This is a genomic window from Variovorax monticola, from assembly GCF_051216855.1.
Taxonomy (GTDB): domain Bacteria; phylum Pseudomonadota; class Gammaproteobacteria; order Burkholderiales; family Burkholderiaceae_C; genus Variovorax.
Genome location: NZ_JBPJZP010000003.1, coordinates 525,438 through 540,833 on the forward strand (window position 1 = coordinate 525,438; position 15,396 = coordinate 540,833).

A 15,396-nucleotide genomic window follows, 5' to 3' on the forward strand; every position below is an offset into this window, starting at 1 on the left:
CGTTCCTGTTGTGCGGAAACGAGTGTGGCACGCGCCGGAAAGCCCAGATTGGGCATGAAGCTACCCAATTTGGGCAGGTTGCCCACAGGGAACGAGCCGCTCGTCCCTACGCGCTGGCCTTGCCGGCCCCTCGCCGATGCAGCACCGCCACCACCAGTGCACAGACCATCAGATACACCAGCGCGACACAGAACGCGCCCGCATAGCCCGCCGCATCCGGCGCGCTGCCCAGCCGCCCATAGAACAGGATGCCGATCAACGCCACCCCCAGCGCGTTGCTCGCCTGCTGCACCATCGACAGCACGCCCGACGCCACGCCCGCGTGCTGCGGCGGCAGGCCGGCCAGCACGGTGGACACCAGCGGCGCCATCACCATGCCCAGCCCCGCGCCTTGCAGCAGCAGCAACGGCACCATCAGGGCGACCACATGCGAGTGCCCGACCCATCCGGCGATGTTGACGAGCTGCAGCGCGTGGCCCGCGGCCAGCACGAGGGCGCCGAGCGCGATCGGCGGCTTGCCGCCGAAGCGTCGTGCAAGCCGTGCACCGGCCATCGAGGTTGCGAAGAAGCCGATCGCCAGCGACGTGAAGACGATGCCCGAAGTCAGCGGGTCCAGCGCCAGGCCTTGTTGCAGGTAGAGCGCCAGCACGAAGTAGAGCGAAGCATTGCCGACGTAGAAGGCCAGCGTGGTGACAAGCCCCATCACGAAGCGGCGGTTCGCGAGCAGTGCCGGCGCCACCAGCGGCGCACCGCCGGTCGCGGCAAGGCGGCGCTGCTGGAAGGCGAATGCGGCCAGCAGCGGCACCGCGGCCGCCAGGCACAACCAGCTCCACAGCGGCCAGCCTTGCTCGCGCCCCTCCACCAGCGGCAGCACCACGGCCACGGAACCCGCTGCCACCAGCAGCATGCCGACCAGGTCGAGCCTGCTGGTGCTGCTGTTCCTGAGCGGCGGAATGACACGCGGGGCCAGCACCCATGCCAGCAGGCCGATGGGTACGTTGATCAGGAAGCAGCTGCGCCATCCCAGCCCCGCCACATCGGCATGGATCAAAAGGCCACCCACCAGTTGGCCCAGCGTGGCACCCAGGCCCAGCGTGAGCCCGTAGGCTGCAAAGGCCCGCGCCCGGTCTTCGCCGGTGTAGGCCAGGCCGATCATCGCCAGCACCTGCGGCTGCAGCAGCGCACCGGCCAGGCCTTGCAGCACGCGGGCGGCCACCAGCAACTCGGCATTCGGCGCGAAGCCGCAGGCGGCCGAGGCCATGGTGAACAGCAGCAGGCCCAGCATGAACATGCGGCGCCGACCGAACAGGTCGCCGAGCCTGCCACCGGTGATGAGGCCCGCGGCGGTGGCCAGGCCGTAGCCGGCCACCACCAGCTGCAAGGTGGCCGTGCTGGCCAGCAACTCGCGCTGCATCGACGGCAGCGCAACGTTGACGATGAAGAAGTCCAGCACCACCAGGAAGGTGCCGCTGAGCATGACCCACAGGCCCAGCGGGCCGGGCTTCGTCGCGGCCCCGCCTTGAATGCCTGGGGAGGAAGGCGATGTGGCCGAAGCAGCGGGGTTGGATGAGGTCATGGTGGGCTCGAGTGTTGGGGTGACGGCGCGTGGCGGCAATTACCTCGAAGGTCATGGCCGGGCTTCTTCAGGCGATCAGACGGCAGGCGTGGGCAGGATGAACTGGTAGTCGATGGCGATGCGGCCGTCTTCGGCCAGCTGCAGGAACTCCAGCCCGACAGCAGCCACGGGGCCGCCGGCGGCGGGGACCATTTGCCAATGGAACATCACGGTGTCGCGCAGCAGCTGGGCGTCGCCGGTGGCGCGGAAGACGAAGCCGGCGTCGCGCACGTTCTTTTCGTGCGAACTGGTGACGCGCTGATCGAGCGCCTCGTAGCCCTTCGCCTGCAACGTGCGTACATGGTGCTCGCCCTGCGGCACCCAGAGGCTGGCGATGGCATCGCGGCGGGCGCCGGCGTCGCTCAGGTTCCAGAGGGCGATGTAGCGGTCGGCGAGCTCGGCGAAGTGGGTGTGGGTGTTGGCGTTCATGGGGTCTGCTCCTGGTTGTCTTGAGGGTGAGGCTGCAGTTTCTTCCCCGGCGGGTGGACAGTGAATGCCTGCAAAGCCGACAATCTTGTCCATTCGTCCACCGCTATCGGAGCCACCCCATGGACCCACTCGACGACGTTTTCGCCGCCATGCGCGTGCGCAGCGCCTTGTATGCCCGGCTCGAAGCCGGCGCGCCCTGGGGCGTGAGCCTGGCGGGCGGCGAAAGCGCCCGCTTCGGCCTCGTGGTGCGCGGGGGCTGCCTGCTGGAGGTCGAGGGCGTGGCGCAGCCCGTATCGCTGGCCGCCGGCGACTGCTATGTGCTGGCGCACGGCACGCCCTATGTGCTGCGCGACCACCCGAACACGCCCACGGTGAGCTGCGCCTCGGTGATCCGCGACCGCATCGGTGGGCTGGTGGAACTCGGCGGCACAGGCACCTCGGCCTCGGTGATCTGCGGCTGGTTCCACTTCGACCAGCGCGCTGCGCGCCCGCTGCTCGACCTGCTGCCGGTGCTGCTGCACGTGAAGATGGAGCAGGCGCGTGCGCTGGCCCTGCAGGGCACGCTGCAACTGCTGGCAATGGAGACCGGCGAACCCGGCCTGGGCTCCAGCCTGCTCGTGAGCCGGCTGGCCGACATCGTGTTCGTGCAGGCGGTGCGCGCCCACGTGGCGGCTGCCGGCGATTCGCAGACGGGCTGGCTGGCCGCGCTGGGCGATGTGCGCATCGGCCCGGCGCTGCGCGCGATGCACAAGGACATGGCCCGCGACTGGACGGTGGAATCGCTGGCCTCGGCCGCGAACCTGTCGCGCTCGGCCTTCGCGCAGCGCTTTCGCGAGCGCGTGGGCCAGGCGCCGATGGAGTACCTGACGCAGTGGCGCATGTTCAAGGCCGGCAACCTGCTGGGCCAGGGCAATGCGGCGCTGGGCACCATCGCCGGTGCGGTGGGCTATGAGTCGGAAGCCGCGTTCAGCAAGGCCTTCAAGCGCGAGAAGGGCATGGCGCCGGGTGCCTGGCGCTCGGCGGCGCGCGAGAGCGTCGCGGCCTGACGCGCGGCTTCAGGCCTTGGCCGCGTGCTTGAACTGCGTGGTCGCAAAGGCCCAGGTCATGCGCGTGGCATCGGGCCCGGCCGCATCGCTGAACAGCAGCTTGGACGCACCACCGCTCCACGCATGCCCCAGCCCCGTGATCTCGCACAGCGTGACCACCGTGCGGCCCTTGCGCTTGAAGTCGGTCACGCGCATCGGGCGGCGCTTGCCGCGCTGAACGTCGCGCGGCAATCCGGGGCGTGCGCCCATGGCCGTGGCCCATACCGCGGCGCTGTTGACGGCATTGCTGGGCACCACCACCGCATCCGCATCGCCGTGCAGCACCAGCATCGGCGGCAGGGTCGAGAAGACGGCCGCGGCGCCCATCGCCTTGCCGACCGCCGTTGCGGGCATGGGCGGCACGTTCTGGCCGCGCATCGCGCCGAGCGCGGTGGCCGACGACTTGGCCGCGCCGGGCGCCACGCCCGAATGCATGACGACCGCACGAAAGCGCTGCGGATAGCGCGTGGCCACCAGCGCCGCCATGCTGGCACCGGCCGAGAGGCCGACCAGCACGACGCGCTCGCGGTCCGCGGGGTACAGCACGCAGGCCTGGTCGACCGCGGCCATCAGCGTCGCGGCCTCGGCGTCGGCCTTGCCCGAGCGGCGCTCGTACCAGTTCCAGCAGCCCTGCGGATGCGCGAGCCGGTCTTGTTCGGGGTAGAGCACCAGGAAGCGCTGGCGCACGGCCAGCGCGTTCATGCGCGTGCTGGCGGCAAAGTCGCGCCCGCTCTGGCCGCAGCCGTGCAGCATGACCATGAGCGGCAGCTTCTCGCCGGGCTTCAATTGCAGGCCGGCCGGGCGAAACAGGTGATATCCGCGCGCCCCGCCGGCGCCGATCGCCACGCCGCTGAGCCAGTCGCCCTTGCCGGGCGGCGGCTTGAGCCGCTTGGCGGTGGCGCGCTGCACCTGGCCCGCCACGCGCCTGCTGTTGCTCAGCGTGATCTTGGTGAGCGCCTTCAGGTTGCGCTCGTAGGCGCGGGCGAAGACGGAAGCGGTGGAACGACGGACCATGGCGCAGTGTGAGGGCAAAGCGCCGGCCGGCCAAACGGCCTCGGGCCGCGAGGCCTCAATAGATCTCTGGAACGATCATGTCGGCTGGCACGGCCTGGCGCAGGTAGTCGTCGTGACGAACGCGCGACGGCAGCTCGACCGGCGCATGCGCCACCTCCTGGTACGGCAGCTGGCCCAGCAGGTGGCTGATGCAGTTCAGCCGCGCCTTCTTCTTGTCGACCGCCTGCACCACCCACCACGGCGCTTCGGCGATGTGGGTGCGCTCCAGCATGATTTCCTTGGCCTTGGTGTACTCCTCCCAGCGGCGGCGGCTCTCCAGGTCCATGGGGCTCAGCTTCCACTGCTTGAGCGGATCGTGGATGCGGCCCAGAAAGCGCATGTGCTGCTCGTCGTCGGTGATGGAGAACCAGTACTTGATGAGCTTGATGCCCGAGCGCACCAGCATCTTCTCGAACTCGGGCACGGTGCGGAAGAACTCCTCGTACTCGTCGTCCGAGCAGAAGCCCATCACCCGCTCCACGCCGGCGCGGTTGTACCAGCTGCGGTCGAACAGCACCATCTCGCCGGCGGCGGGCAGGTGCGCGGCATAGCGCTGGAAGTACCACTGCGTGCGTTCGCGGTCGTTGGGCGCGGGCAGCGCGGCCACGCGGGCCACGCGCGGGTTCAGCCGCTGCGTGATGCGCTTGATGACGCCGCCCTTGCCCGCCGCATCGCGGCCTTCGAACAGGATCACGACTTTCTGCTTGCTGTGCTGCACCCAGTCCTGCAGCTTCACGAGCTCGCCCTGCAGGCGGAACAGCTCCTTAAAGTAGGCCTGGCGGGCGGCCCTGTCGTTGGTGGCATTGGCCGCAGGGTCGAGCCCGTCGATGTTGCGGTCCTCGATTTCCAGCTCGAGCTCTTCGTCGTAGCTGTCGATCAGGTCGCGGGCGATGCGTTGCATCAGGTCTTCGTGGTCCGGGAGGGCGCTGTTCAGCATGATGGAAGGCTCGAATGGAGAGGCGAAGAAAAAAGCATGCTGCGCTGCAGATATGACCGCTGCGTGACGGACGAACGCTCTTTTACAGGTCCCGACACAAAGTTGTCATATGGCCGGAACACCATCCGCGGCATACCAACAGCCTAAAAAAACGCCGCCATGAACACCCTCGCCGCCCCCCAAGCCGAGATGCCGCAGGCGCCCGGCGCCGCGCACCGGCCCAAGCTCGACGCCAAGCCCGGCCCGGTCACGCTGATCACCTTTGTGGGCCTGCTGGCCGCGGGCCTGCTCTTCACGGCCTGGAGCCTGGTGGGCGACGTCACCGCCTCGGGTGCGCCGGTCACCACCTGGGTGCCCTACATCCTGCTGGGCGTGGCGCTGCTGATTGCGCTGGGCTTCGAGTTCGTCAACGGCTTTCATGACACGGCCAATGCGGTGGCCACCGTCATCTACACGCACTCGCTGCCGCCCAATTTCGCGGTCGTGTGGTCGGGCTTCTTCAACTTCCTGGGCGTGCTGGTGTCCAGCGGCGCGGTGGCCTTCGGCATCATCGCGCTGCTGCCGGTGGAGCTGATCCTGCAGGTGGGCTCCGTGGCCGGCTTTGCGATGGTGTTCGCGCTGCTGATCGCCGCCATCATCTGGAACCTGGGCACGTGGTGGCTGGGGCTGCCGGCCTCTTCCTCGCACACGCTGATCGGCTCGATCATCGGCGTGGGCGTGGCCAATGCGCTGATGCACGGGCGCGACGGCACCAGCGGTGTCGACTGGGTGCAGGCCACCAAGGTGGGCTATTCGCTGCTGCTGTCGCCGCTGGTGGGGTTCGGCTGCGCCGCCCTGCTGCTGCTGGCGCTGCGCGCCTTCGTGAAGAACCGCGCGCTGTACGAAGAACCCAAGGGCAGCGAGCCGCCGCCGTGGTGGATCCGCGGCCTGCTGATCCTGACCTGCACGGGCGTGTCGTTCGCGCACGGCTCCAACGACGGGCAAAAGGGCATGGGGCTGATCATGCTGATCCTGGTGGGCACGGTGCCGATGGCCTATGCGCTGAACCGAGCGATGCCCGCCGACGAGACCATCAAGTTCGTGGCCGTGGCCGAGATGGCGCAGAACACGCTGAGCCGCGGCGTGCCGACCTCGCTGCCGGCGCTGCAGCCCGCTGCGGCGCGCGACACGCTCTCCACATACGTGCGCACCCGCGAGTTCACGCAGGCCGTGGTGCCCGCGCTGGCCGCCACCGCCGGCAGCATCGGCGAGCAGGTGCGCAAGCACGGTTCGCTGGCCGCCGTTCCGGCCGAGGCCGTGGCCAACGTGCGCAACGACATGTACCTGGCCTCGGAAGCCATTCGCCACCTCGACAAGAGCGGCGCGGCCAAGTTCGACGCCGAGACGAAGATGCGCGTGAACGCATTCCGCGAAGAGCTGGACAGCGCCACGCGCTTCATTCCGCTGTGGGTCAAGGTGGCCGTGGCCATTGCGCTGGGCCTGGGCACGATGATCGGCTGGAAGCGCATCGTGGTCACCGTGGGCGAGAAGATCGGCAAGACGCACCTGAGCTACGCGCAAGGCGCATCGGCCGAACTGGTGGCCATGGTCACCATCGGCGCGGCCGACATGTACGGGCTGCCGGTGTCGACCACGCACGTGCTGTCTTCCGGCGTGGCCGGCACCATGACGGCCAGCGGTTCCGGCCTGCAGATGTCCACGTTGCGCAACCTGGCGCTCGCCTGGGTGCTGACGCTGCCGGTGGCGATGCTGCTGTCGGGTTCGCTGTACTGGCTGTTCACCCGCTTTTTCTGACCACGCACCTTGTCGGCATTCCATGACCTCGCCGCCCAGTCCTATGGCGGCGACGAAGCCGGGCTGATCTCCGGCTATCTGTTCGACGCCTCCGCGCCGGAGCCTGCACGCGCCATCGACTCGGCGCAGGCCGCGGCGTGGCTGGCCGAAGAGCGCGACCGCGAATGCACCGCGGACGATCCGGCCTACGTGTGGCTGCACTTCAACCTGAGCCATGCGCACGCGGAACGCTGGCTGCTGCGGCACGCGAACCTGTCGGACACCTTCTTCGAGACGCTGCACGAAGGCTTGCCCTCCACGCGCATCGAGCGCGCGGACGACTCGCTGATCGCCGTCATCAACGATGTGCACTTCGAGTTCAGCTTCGAGCCCTCGGACATTTCCACGCTGTGGATCAGCGTAGGCCCGCGCCTGGTGGTCACGGCACGCACCAAGCCGTTGCGCTCGGTCGATGCGCTGCGCACCGCGGTGAAAGCGGGGGACGCGCCGCGCTCGAGCACCGAGCTGCTCGAACACCTGCTGCGCGCGCAGGCCGACGTGCTGGTGAAGATCGTGCGCGGTGTCACCGCGCGCATCGACCGCATCGAAGACGAGTTGCTCGCCGGCCGGCTCGACAACAAGCGCGCGCGGCTCGGCGTGCTGCGCCGGCTGCTGGTGCGGCTGCAACGCCTGCTGGCGCCGGAGCCCGCCGCCCTCTTCCGCCTGCTGCAGGGTCCGCCGGCGTGGATGTCCGAGCCCGATGCGCAGGAACTGCGTGGTTCGACGGAAGAGTTTTCGGTGGTGCTGCGCGACATGCAGGCGCTGCAGGAGCGCATCAAGCTGCTGCAGGAAGAAATTGCCGCCAACGTGAACGAGGACAACAACCGCAGCCTGTTCGTGCTGACGGTGGTCACGGTGCTGGCGCTGCCGATCAACATCCTGGCCGGCCTGTTCGGCATGAACGTGGGCGGCATTCCGCTGGCCGACCACAAGCACGGCTTCTGGATCGTGGTCGCCATCGTGGCCACTTTCACGGCGGTGGCGGCATGGGCGGCTTTTCGCAAGAAGCGCTGAGCCGCATGCAGCGGTGCGGTAATGCTATTTATTTAGTAGCGCAGTGCGCAGCATCCATGCGCCCGCACCGATGTTCCAGACCCCATAGAATGCAGGAGTGTCCTCCATTCTCAACGCCGATCTTCACTGCCATTCCGTGGTCTCCGACGGCACGTTGACGCCCGAGGAACTGGCCGCGCGCGCGGCCGCCAACGGGGTGGAACTCTGGGCCCTCACCGACCACGACGAGGTGGGTGGCCAGCACCGCGCCGCGGCAGCGGCCCGCGCGAACGGCATGCGCTACCTCACGGGCACCGAAATTTCAGTGACCTTCGCGAACGAAACGGTGCACATCGTCGGCCTGGGCTTCGACCCCGACGATGCCGCCATCTCGCGGGGCCTCTACGACACGCGCGGCGGCCGCGGCAAGCGCGCACAAGAAATGTCCGAGGGGCTGGCCAAGGTCGGCATCCAGGGCGCCTACGAAGGCGCGCTGCGGTTCGTGGGCAACCCCGAACTCATCTCCCGCACGCACTTCGCACGCTTTCTGGTCGAACAAGGCCACTGCCGCGACACCCCCGAGGTGTTTCGCAAGTACCTGACCGAAGGCAAGCCGGGCTACGTGCCGCACCGCTGGGCCTCGCTGAAGGACGCGGTGCACTGGATCACCGACGCCAAGGGCATGGCCGTCATTGCGCACCCGGGCCGCTACAAGTTCACGGCCAACGAGGAGTACGCGCTGTTCCTCGAATTCCAGGCGCACGGCGGCAAGGCGATCGAGGTGGTCACCGGCAGCCACACGCCGGCCGAGTATGTCGAGTACGCCGACAAGGCGCTCGAGTTCGGTTTCGCCGCCTCGCGCGGCAGCGATTTCCACAGCCCCGACGAAAGCCATTGCGACCTGGGCAAGCTGCCGCCGCTGCCCGGCGCGCTCACTCCCGTGTGGGAACTGCTCGGCGACCGCATCCAGCAGTGAGCCAGAGCGCGCGGCCCGGCAGCGACAGTGCGGCAACCGCTGCGCTGGCCAATGCACGCGCCGCCGAGCAGCAAAGCCGCAGCCGCGAGTCCGAACGCATCCTCGCGGGCATCGGGCTGGTGATTCTGGCGGTGGGCTGCTTCGCCACGCTCGACACCGCCACCAAGTTCTCCACCCTCGGCGTGCCGATCCTCATGGGCGTGTGGTTCCGTTATGCCTTCCAGGCGGTGGCGACCACGCTGGTGCTGCTGCCGCTGCACGGCACCGCGCTGCTGCGCACGCGCCATCCGCGCTACCAGGTGCTGCGCGGGACGCTGCTGCTGGCGTCGAGCGTCTTCGCCTTCTTCAGCCTGCGCTACATGCCGCTGGCCGAGTTCACGTCGATCGTGCTGATCGCGCCGCTGGTGATCACGCTGCTGGCGGCCACCACGCTGAAGGAGCACGTGTCGCCGCTGCGCTGGACGCTGGTGGCGGGCGGCTTCGCGGGCACGCTGGTCATTCTTCGTCCGGGCGGCAGCGCCTTCAGCTGGGCCATCCTGCTGCCGCTGGGGCTGGTGCTGACCAACGCCTGGTTCCAGGTGCTCACCAGCAAGCTCGCGCAGACCGAGAACCCGCTGACCATGCACTTCTACACCGGCTGGGTCGGCACGCTGATCGCCTCGGTGGCGGTGCCCTTCGCGTGGACGGCGCTGCCCTCGTGGGAATGGTGGGCGCTGCTGTGTCTCATGGGTTTCATGGGCACGGTGGGACACTTCATGCTGATCCTGGCTTACCAGCGCGCGCCGGCATCCACGCTCACCCCTTATCTTTATGCGCAGATCGCGTTCGCGATGCTGGGCGGCTGGCTCATCTTTTCGCATGTGCCCGACCGCTACTCGCTCATCGGCATGGCGATGATCGCGGTCTGCGGCGCCGCCGGCGCCTGGCTCACGGTGCGCGAGCGCCGCGTGCCGATAGAACCCGCCGAATCCTGATCAGGAGACATCTCTTATGGCCCAGTACTTCGAAGTCCACCCCGAGAACCCCCAACAGCGCCTGCTGAAGCAGGCCGTGGCGCTGCTCGCGCGCGGCGAGATCGTCGCCGTGCCCACCGACTCCAGCTATGCGCTGGCCTGCCACCTCGACGACAAGGACGCGGTCGACAAGCTGCGCCGCATCCGCCAGGTCGACGACAAGCACCATCTCACGCTGCTGTGCCGCGACCTGAGCGAGCTGGCCAACTACGCGCGCGTGGACAACAAGCAGTACCGCCTGCTGAAGGCCGCCACGCCCGGGCCGTACACCTTCCTGCTCGAAGCCACCAAGGAAGTGCCGCGCCGCGTGAGCCATCCGCAGCGCAAGACCATCGGCCTGCGCGTGCCCGACCACAAGGTGCTGCTGGAGCTGCTGGCGCTGCACGGCGCGCCGCTGCTGGCCACCACGCTGATCCCGCCCGGCGAGACCGAGGCACTGAACGACGCCGCCGAGATCCGCGAGCGCTTCGAGAAGCAGATCGGCGGTGTCATCGATGCCGGCGCCTGCCCGTCGCAGCCCACCACGGTGGTCGACCTCACGCCCATGGGCACGGGCGACGATCCGGTCGTGGTGCGCCAGGGGCGCGGTGCATTGGCCGTGCTCGGCCTCTGAAATCGGGGCTGAGAAGCACGCCCCGTCTGACACAATCGCCCCGTGGATATTTCCAATCTGATACAGACCGTACTGATCTACGCACTGCCGGTGATCTTCGCGATCACCGTGCACGAGGCGGCTCACGGCTATGTGGCGCGCCATTTCGGCGACAACACGGCCGAGGTCATGGGACGCGTCACCCTCAACCCGCTCAAGCACATCGACCCCATCGGCACCATCCTCATGCCGCTGATGCTGTACTTCGCAACCTCGGGTGCCTTCCTGTTCGGCTATGCCAAGCCGGTGCCGGTCAACTTCGGGCGGCTGCGCCATCCGAAGCGCGACATGATCTGGGTGGCGCTGGCCGGGCCGGTGTCCAATTTCATCCAGGCCATCCTCTGGGCTGTGCTGTTCGTGGCGCTGGTAGCGGCCGGCTTCGACAATGAAAACTTTTTCATCCAGATGGCGCGTGGCGGCATCCTGGTCAACCTCGTGATGTGGGCCTTCAACCTGTTCCCGCTGCCGCCGCTGGACGGTGGCCGCGTGCTGGCGGGCCTGCTGCCCAACGGCCCGGCGCAGCAGTTCCTGGCGCGCATCGAGCCGTACGGCTTCTTCATCGTGATGGGCCTGGTCATCGCCGGCGTGGTCAGCAACTACTGGCTGCGCCCGCTGATGGACGTCGGCTACTACGTCATCAACCTGCTCATCACCCCGCTCAAGGCATTGCTGCTCTAGGTTCTTCCCTTTCGTTCCATGGCTACGTCTCCCCAAGCTCCCCTGCGCGTCCTGACCGGCATCACCCCGTCGGGCACGCCGCACCTCGGCAACTACGTCGGCTCGATCCGCCACTCGGTGCGGCAAAGCGTCGCGCCCGGCGTGCAGAGCTTCTTCTTCCTGGCCGACTACCACGCGCTCATCAAGGTGCAGGAGCCGGCGCTGATCCAGCGCTCCACGCTCGAAATCGCGGCCAGCTGGCTGGCCTGCGGGCTCGACCCCGAGCGCGTGACCTTCTACCGCCAGTCGGACATTCCCGAGATCCCCGAGCTGACCTGGTTCCTCACCTGCGTGACCGGCAAGGGCGTGCTCAACCGCGCGCATGCCTACAAGGCGCAGCTCGACAAGAACGTGGCCAAGGGCGAGGACCCCGACGCCGACGTGACGGCCGGGCTGTTCATGTACCCGGTGCTGATGGGCGCCGACATCCTGATGTTCAACGCCCACAAGGTGCCCGTGGGCCGCGACCAGGTGCAGCACATCGAGATGGCGCGCGACATGGCGCAGCGCTTCAACCACCAGTACGGCGAGCACTTCACGCTGCCTGACGCCGAGATCGACGACGCCGTCGCCACCCTGCCCGGCCTGGACGGCCGCAAGATGAGCAAGAGCTACGGCAACACGATCCCGCTGTTCGCGCCGCGCGCGCAGTTGCAAAAGCAGATCGCCAGCATCGTGACCGACTCGCGCGCGCCCGGCGAGCCCAAGGACACCGAAGGCTCGGCGCTGTTCCAGATCTACCAGGCCTTTGCCAGCGCCGAAGAAACCGAGGCGCTGCGCAAGGCGTATGCCGAGGGCATCGGCTGGGGCGACGCCAAGCACACGCTGTTCGAGCGCATCGACCGCGAAGTGGCGCCGCTGCGCGCGCGCTACGACGCGCTGATGAACGACCCGGCCGAGATCGAGCGCATCCTGCTCATCGGTGCCGAGAAGGCCCGCGCGCTGTCGAAGCCCTTCCTCACCCGCCTGCGCCATGCGGTCGGCCTGCGCAACCTGGCGGCAGGCAAGGACAAGGCCGGCGCCAAGGCGGCCAAGGGTGCCAAGGTCGCGGTGGCGAGCTTCAAGCAGTACCGCGAGAAGGCCGACGGCCTGTTCTATTTCAAGCTGCTGGACGCACGCGGCGAGACCTTGCTGCAAAGCCGCGGCTTCGCGTCGCCGCAGGACGCGGGCCGGGCCGTCGCGCTGCTGCAGGCGCAGCGCGGCGAGGCACTGGGCACGCTGGGCGCACAGCTCGAACCCATCGACCCACAAGGAACACACGCCATCACCGAGGCGCTGGAGGCACTGGCGGAGGCAACTTCCGCCACCCAAGGGAGTTGACCTGCCAAGCCCACCGGCCGACCCGCCGGTGAGCAGGAAGACAGAGAGAAGACGGTGCGATCACAAAGGAAGAAAACATGAGCATTTATGTCATCGACGACCACCCCCTGATGCGCGACGCGATCGTCATGGTCCTGCGGCGCCTGCGCCCGGCCGAGAACATCGTCGAGCTCGAGCGCCTCGACAAGCTCGCGAGCTCGGTGCAGCAGCGCGGCGCGCCCACGCTCTTCTGCCTGGACCTGAAGCTGCCGGACACCAACGGCGTGTCGGGCGTGATCGCGGTCAAGCAGGTCTATCCGAACGTGCCGATCGCCGTGTACTCGGCGGCACCGGCAGCCGACATGGAAGACGCCTGCATCGAGGCCGGTGCGGACACCTACATCGAGAAGTCGGCCAGCTCCAACGAGCTGGCGGCCGCCCTGCGCGGCCTGCTGATGGCGGGTTCGGAAGAGGAAGACACCGACATGCCGGCCGCCAACAGCGGCAAGCTGTCCAAGCGACAGACCCAGCTGATCGCCATGCTCGACAAGGGCATGAGCAACCGCGACATCGCCACCGACCTGGAGATCAGCGAGCACACGGTGAAGGTGCACCTGTGGCGCCTGTTCCGTCGCCTGGGCGTGAAGAGCCGCACGCAGGCCCTGCACTACGCGCGCACCAACGGGATGCTGTCGGGCTGAGCAGTTTTCCGCTCACATGAATGAAAAAACCGCGCAACAGCGCGGTTTTTTCATGGGCGCTCGTTCGCTCGTGCGCTCCTGCGTTCCCCGTCAGCCGCCCGAAGCCGTCACCCGCGCCTGCGCCACCGCCTCGTCGGCATCGTGCAGCGCCACGCGGAACACGCTGCCGCTGCCCACGCGCGAACGCACGCTGACGGGGTGCCCCAGCACGTGCGACAGCCGCGCCACGATGGCCAGGCCCAGGCCGAAACCGTCGGACGTACCTGCATGGTCGGCCACCTTGTAGAACTCCAGGAACACATCGCGCAGGTGCTCGGGCGCAATGCCGATGCCGGTGTCCCACACCTCCACGCGCAGGCCGTCGCGCGTCGTGCGCGCGGCCAGCAGCACACCGCCCTCGCTGGTGTACTTGATGGCGTTGGCCAGCAGGTTGCCGATCATGCGGCGCACGCGGATCGGGTCGGTCAGGAACGAGCCTTCGCACACGTGCACGCGAAAGTCCAGGCCGCGGCTCTCCGCCACCGGGCGGTATTGCAGCTCCAGGTCGTGCAGCAGTTCGGGCACGTCGACCCGCTCCACGTGCAGGCGCACCTGGCCGGAGTCGATGCGCGCCAGGTCGAACATGGAGTCGAACAGCGCATTCACCGCGTGCGTGGCGCGCACGATCTTCGGCGCCAGCTCCAGCACCAGTTCGGGTTCGTTGCGCAGCCAGTCGGCGTACAGCGACAGCGCCAGCACCGGCTGGCGCATGTCGTGCGCGGCGCTGGCCAGGAAGCGGTTCTTCATGGCCACGGCCGACACCGCCGCCTGGCGCTGCTGCGTGAGCGACTTGATCAGGATGTGGTTGTGGAACAGCAGCTCCAGGCTGTTGCGCGCGGTCTCGTGGATGTGCCGGCCGGCACGCAGCAGCAAGAACCAGTGCAGCATGGGCAGCACCGGCATCAGAAAGCCGTACTGGAAGTGCACATGCTGCAGCTGCAGGCTGATCATGCGCAGCACCACGGCGCCGAGCATGGTGATGAACAGCGTGTTGACGTAGCGCTTGAGCAGCGGCGGGTGCAGCGCCAGCCCGTTGAGCGGGAAGGTGCCCACGCCGGCCACGATGAGCCAGCTCATGAACTGGTTGACCTGCGGCGAACGCTCGAAGAACAGCAGCACCGAAAAGCCCCAGACCACCGCGCTGGTGCTCCACACGAAGCCGTAGCGCTCGGTGAACTGCTGCTGCGCCGCGGCGCTGCGCCCGGCGTAGCGCACCGCGTAGACGCGCGCCCCCCAGGCCCGGCAGGCAGTGGCCAGAATGCCGGCCACCAGCCAGGTGAACAGTTCCCAGCGGGCCGCGTAGCCCCAGTTCAGCCCGACCATCGCCGGCATCAGCAGCGCGGACACCAGGTACGAGCCCTTGGCGGAGCGCATCAGGCTGCGGATGAGCTCGCCGCGGACCCACGATTCGGCCTCGTCGGCCGAAGCCGGGGCGGGTGTCATGCTGGCGATCGACGCATTGGCCATGGGGCGCACGATCCTGGTTGGTCAGGCGACAAAGAAAGCCCCGTGTCTGTCGACCATGGGCGCGAAAGCGGCGATCTTAACGGGCTGTGTGTCATTGTTTCGCTGGGTAACAATCGGAAGCAGCCCGGGGATAATCGATGGCCGTCCCGCCACACTCCTGTCTCATGCTGAACAACCTGACCCCCTTCCTCATCCACTGGGCCATCACGGCCGTCTCGCTCTGGGTGGCGAGCCATCTCTTTCGCGGACTGAAGTTCGAAAGCACCGGCGCGCTGGTGGTCTCGGCGCTGCTGCTGGGCCTGGCCAACGCCGTCGTGAAGCCGCTGCTGATCGTGCTCACGCTGCCGCTGACGCTGGTGACCTTCGGGCTGTTCCTGCTGGTCATCAACGCGCTGATGATCCTGCTGGTGGCGGCGCTGGTGAAGGGGTTCCGGGTGTCTGGTTTCTGGACGGCGCTGTTCGCGAGCATCTTCATCTCGCTGCTGAGCATCGTCATCGGCTCGTTCGTGACGAGCAACGATCCGGCGGAGAAGGTGCAGATGCCGCAGAGCGGCAACTGGCTCTGAAGGGCCGGGCGCCCCGCCATC

General features: G+C 68.0%; 15 protein-coding genes. 10 read left to right on the top strand and 5 right to left on the bottom strand.

Annotation, left to right across the window (positions count from 1 at the left end):
• Positions 1 to 106 precede the first annotated feature (106 nt).
• Complete coding sequence (locus tag ACSFA5_RS13630) at positions 107 to 1,576, bottom strand: MFS transporter (protein ID WP_435444570.1); 1,470 nt, start codon at positions 1,574 to 1,576, stop codon at positions 107 to 109.
• 75 nt (positions 1,577 to 1,651) lie between these two features.
• Positions 1,652 to 2,044: a hypothetical protein gene (locus ACSFA5_RS13635; RefSeq protein WP_435444571.1), complete on the bottom strand. Its 393-nt coding sequence runs from the start codon at positions 2,042 to 2,044 to the stop codon at positions 1,652 to 1,654.
• Between the two features lie 119 nt (positions 2,045 to 2,163).
• Between ACSFA5_RS13635 and ACSFA5_RS13640 the strand changes: the two genes are divergently transcribed.
• A complete protein-coding gene (locus ACSFA5_RS13640; protein WP_435444572.1) occupies positions 2,164 to 3,090 on the top strand; it encodes an AraC family transcriptional regulator in 927 nt (308 codons plus the stop codon).
• Between the two features lie 9 nt (positions 3,091 to 3,099).
• Here the strand turns inward: ACSFA5_RS13640 and ACSFA5_RS13645 are convergent, their stop codons facing one another.
• Both ACSFA5_RS13645 and ppk2 read right to left on the bottom strand, forming a co-directional pair.
• Positions 3,100 to 4,143 carry an extracellular catalytic domain type 1 short-chain-length polyhydroxyalkanoate depolymerase gene (locus ACSFA5_RS13645; protein WP_435444573.1) on the bottom strand — a complete coding sequence of 348 codons (1,044 nt, stop codon included), beginning with the start codon at positions 4,141 to 4,143 and terminating at the stop codon, positions 3,100 to 3,102.
• 55 nt (positions 4,144 to 4,198) lie between these two features.
• Entirely contained in the window at positions 4,199 to 5,119 is a 921-nt protein-coding gene (ppk2, locus tag ACSFA5_RS13650; RefSeq protein WP_435444574.1) for a polyphosphate kinase 2, read from the bottom strand.
• A 159-nt stretch (positions 5,120 to 5,278) separates the two neighbouring features.
• Between ppk2 and ACSFA5_RS13655 the strand changes: the two genes are divergently transcribed.
• From ACSFA5_RS13655 to ACSFA5_RS13690, 8 genes are all read left to right on the top strand, one after another.
• Positions 5,279 to 6,913: an inorganic phosphate transporter gene (locus ACSFA5_RS13655; protein WP_435444575.1), complete on the top strand. Its 1,635-nt coding sequence runs from the start codon at positions 5,279 to 5,281 to the stop codon at positions 6,911 to 6,913.
• Positions 6,914 to 6,922: 9 nt separating this feature from the next.
• On the top strand, positions 6,923 to 7,966 hold the full coding sequence (locus tag ACSFA5_RS13660) for a transporter (protein ID WP_435444576.1): 1,044 nt from the start codon (positions 6,923 to 6,925) through the stop codon (positions 7,964 to 7,966).
• A 97-nt stretch (positions 7,967 to 8,063) separates the two neighbouring features.
• Positions 8,064 to 8,921, top strand: coding sequence for a 3',5'-nucleoside bisphosphate phosphatase (locus tag ACSFA5_RS13665; RefSeq protein WP_435444577.1), 858 nt, complete (start codon positions 8,064 to 8,066; stop codon positions 8,919 to 8,921).
• Complete coding sequence (locus ACSFA5_RS13670) at positions 8,918 to 9,895, top strand: DMT family transporter (protein ID WP_435444578.1); 978 nt, start codon at positions 8,918 to 8,920, stop codon at positions 9,893 to 9,895. The genes ACSFA5_RS13665 and ACSFA5_RS13670 overlap by 4 nt, the downstream gene beginning before the upstream one ends.
• Before the next feature lie 16 nt (positions 9,896 to 9,911).
• A complete protein-coding gene (locus tag ACSFA5_RS13675; protein WP_435444579.1) occupies positions 9,912 to 10,547 on the top strand; it encodes an L-threonylcarbamoyladenylate synthase in 636 nt (211 codons plus the stop codon).
• Between the two features lie 42 nt (positions 10,548 to 10,589).
• Positions 10,590 to 11,264 carry a site-2 protease family protein gene (locus ACSFA5_RS13680; protein WP_435444580.1) on the top strand — a complete coding sequence of 225 codons (675 nt, stop codon included), beginning with the start codon at positions 10,590 to 10,592 and terminating at the stop codon, positions 11,262 to 11,264.
• A gap of 18 nt (positions 11,265 to 11,282) precedes the next feature.
• Positions 11,283 to 12,623 carry a tryptophan--tRNA ligase gene (locus ACSFA5_RS13685; RefSeq protein WP_435444581.1) on the top strand — a complete coding sequence of 447 codons (1,341 nt, stop codon included), beginning with the start codon at positions 11,283 to 11,285 and terminating at the stop codon, positions 12,621 to 12,623.
• A gap of 77 nt (positions 12,624 to 12,700) precedes the next feature.
• The gene (locus ACSFA5_RS13690; RefSeq protein ID WP_409169709.1) at positions 12,701 to 13,303 is read left to right on the top strand and encodes a LuxR C-terminal-related transcriptional regulator; all 603 of its coding nucleotides are present in this window, start codon (positions 12,701 to 12,703) and stop codon (positions 13,301 to 13,303) included.
• A 90-nt stretch (positions 13,304 to 13,393) separates the two neighbouring features.
• On the opposite strand, the gene shkS is transcribed toward ACSFA5_RS13690, so the two are convergent.
• Positions 13,394 to 14,809 carry a surface-behavior sensor histidine kinase ShkS gene (gene shkS, locus ACSFA5_RS13695; RefSeq protein ID WP_435444582.1) on the bottom strand — a complete coding sequence of 472 codons (1,416 nt, stop codon included), beginning with the start codon at positions 14,807 to 14,809 and terminating at the stop codon, positions 13,394 to 13,396.
• Positions 14,810 to 14,973: 164 nt separating this feature from the next.
• Between shkS and ACSFA5_RS13700 the strand changes: the two genes are divergently transcribed.
• Positions 14,974 to 15,375, top strand: coding sequence for a phage holin family protein (locus ACSFA5_RS13700; protein WP_435444583.1), 402 nt, complete (start codon positions 14,974 to 14,976; stop codon positions 15,373 to 15,375).
• The last annotated feature ends 21 nt before the right edge of the window (positions 15,376 to 15,396 follow it).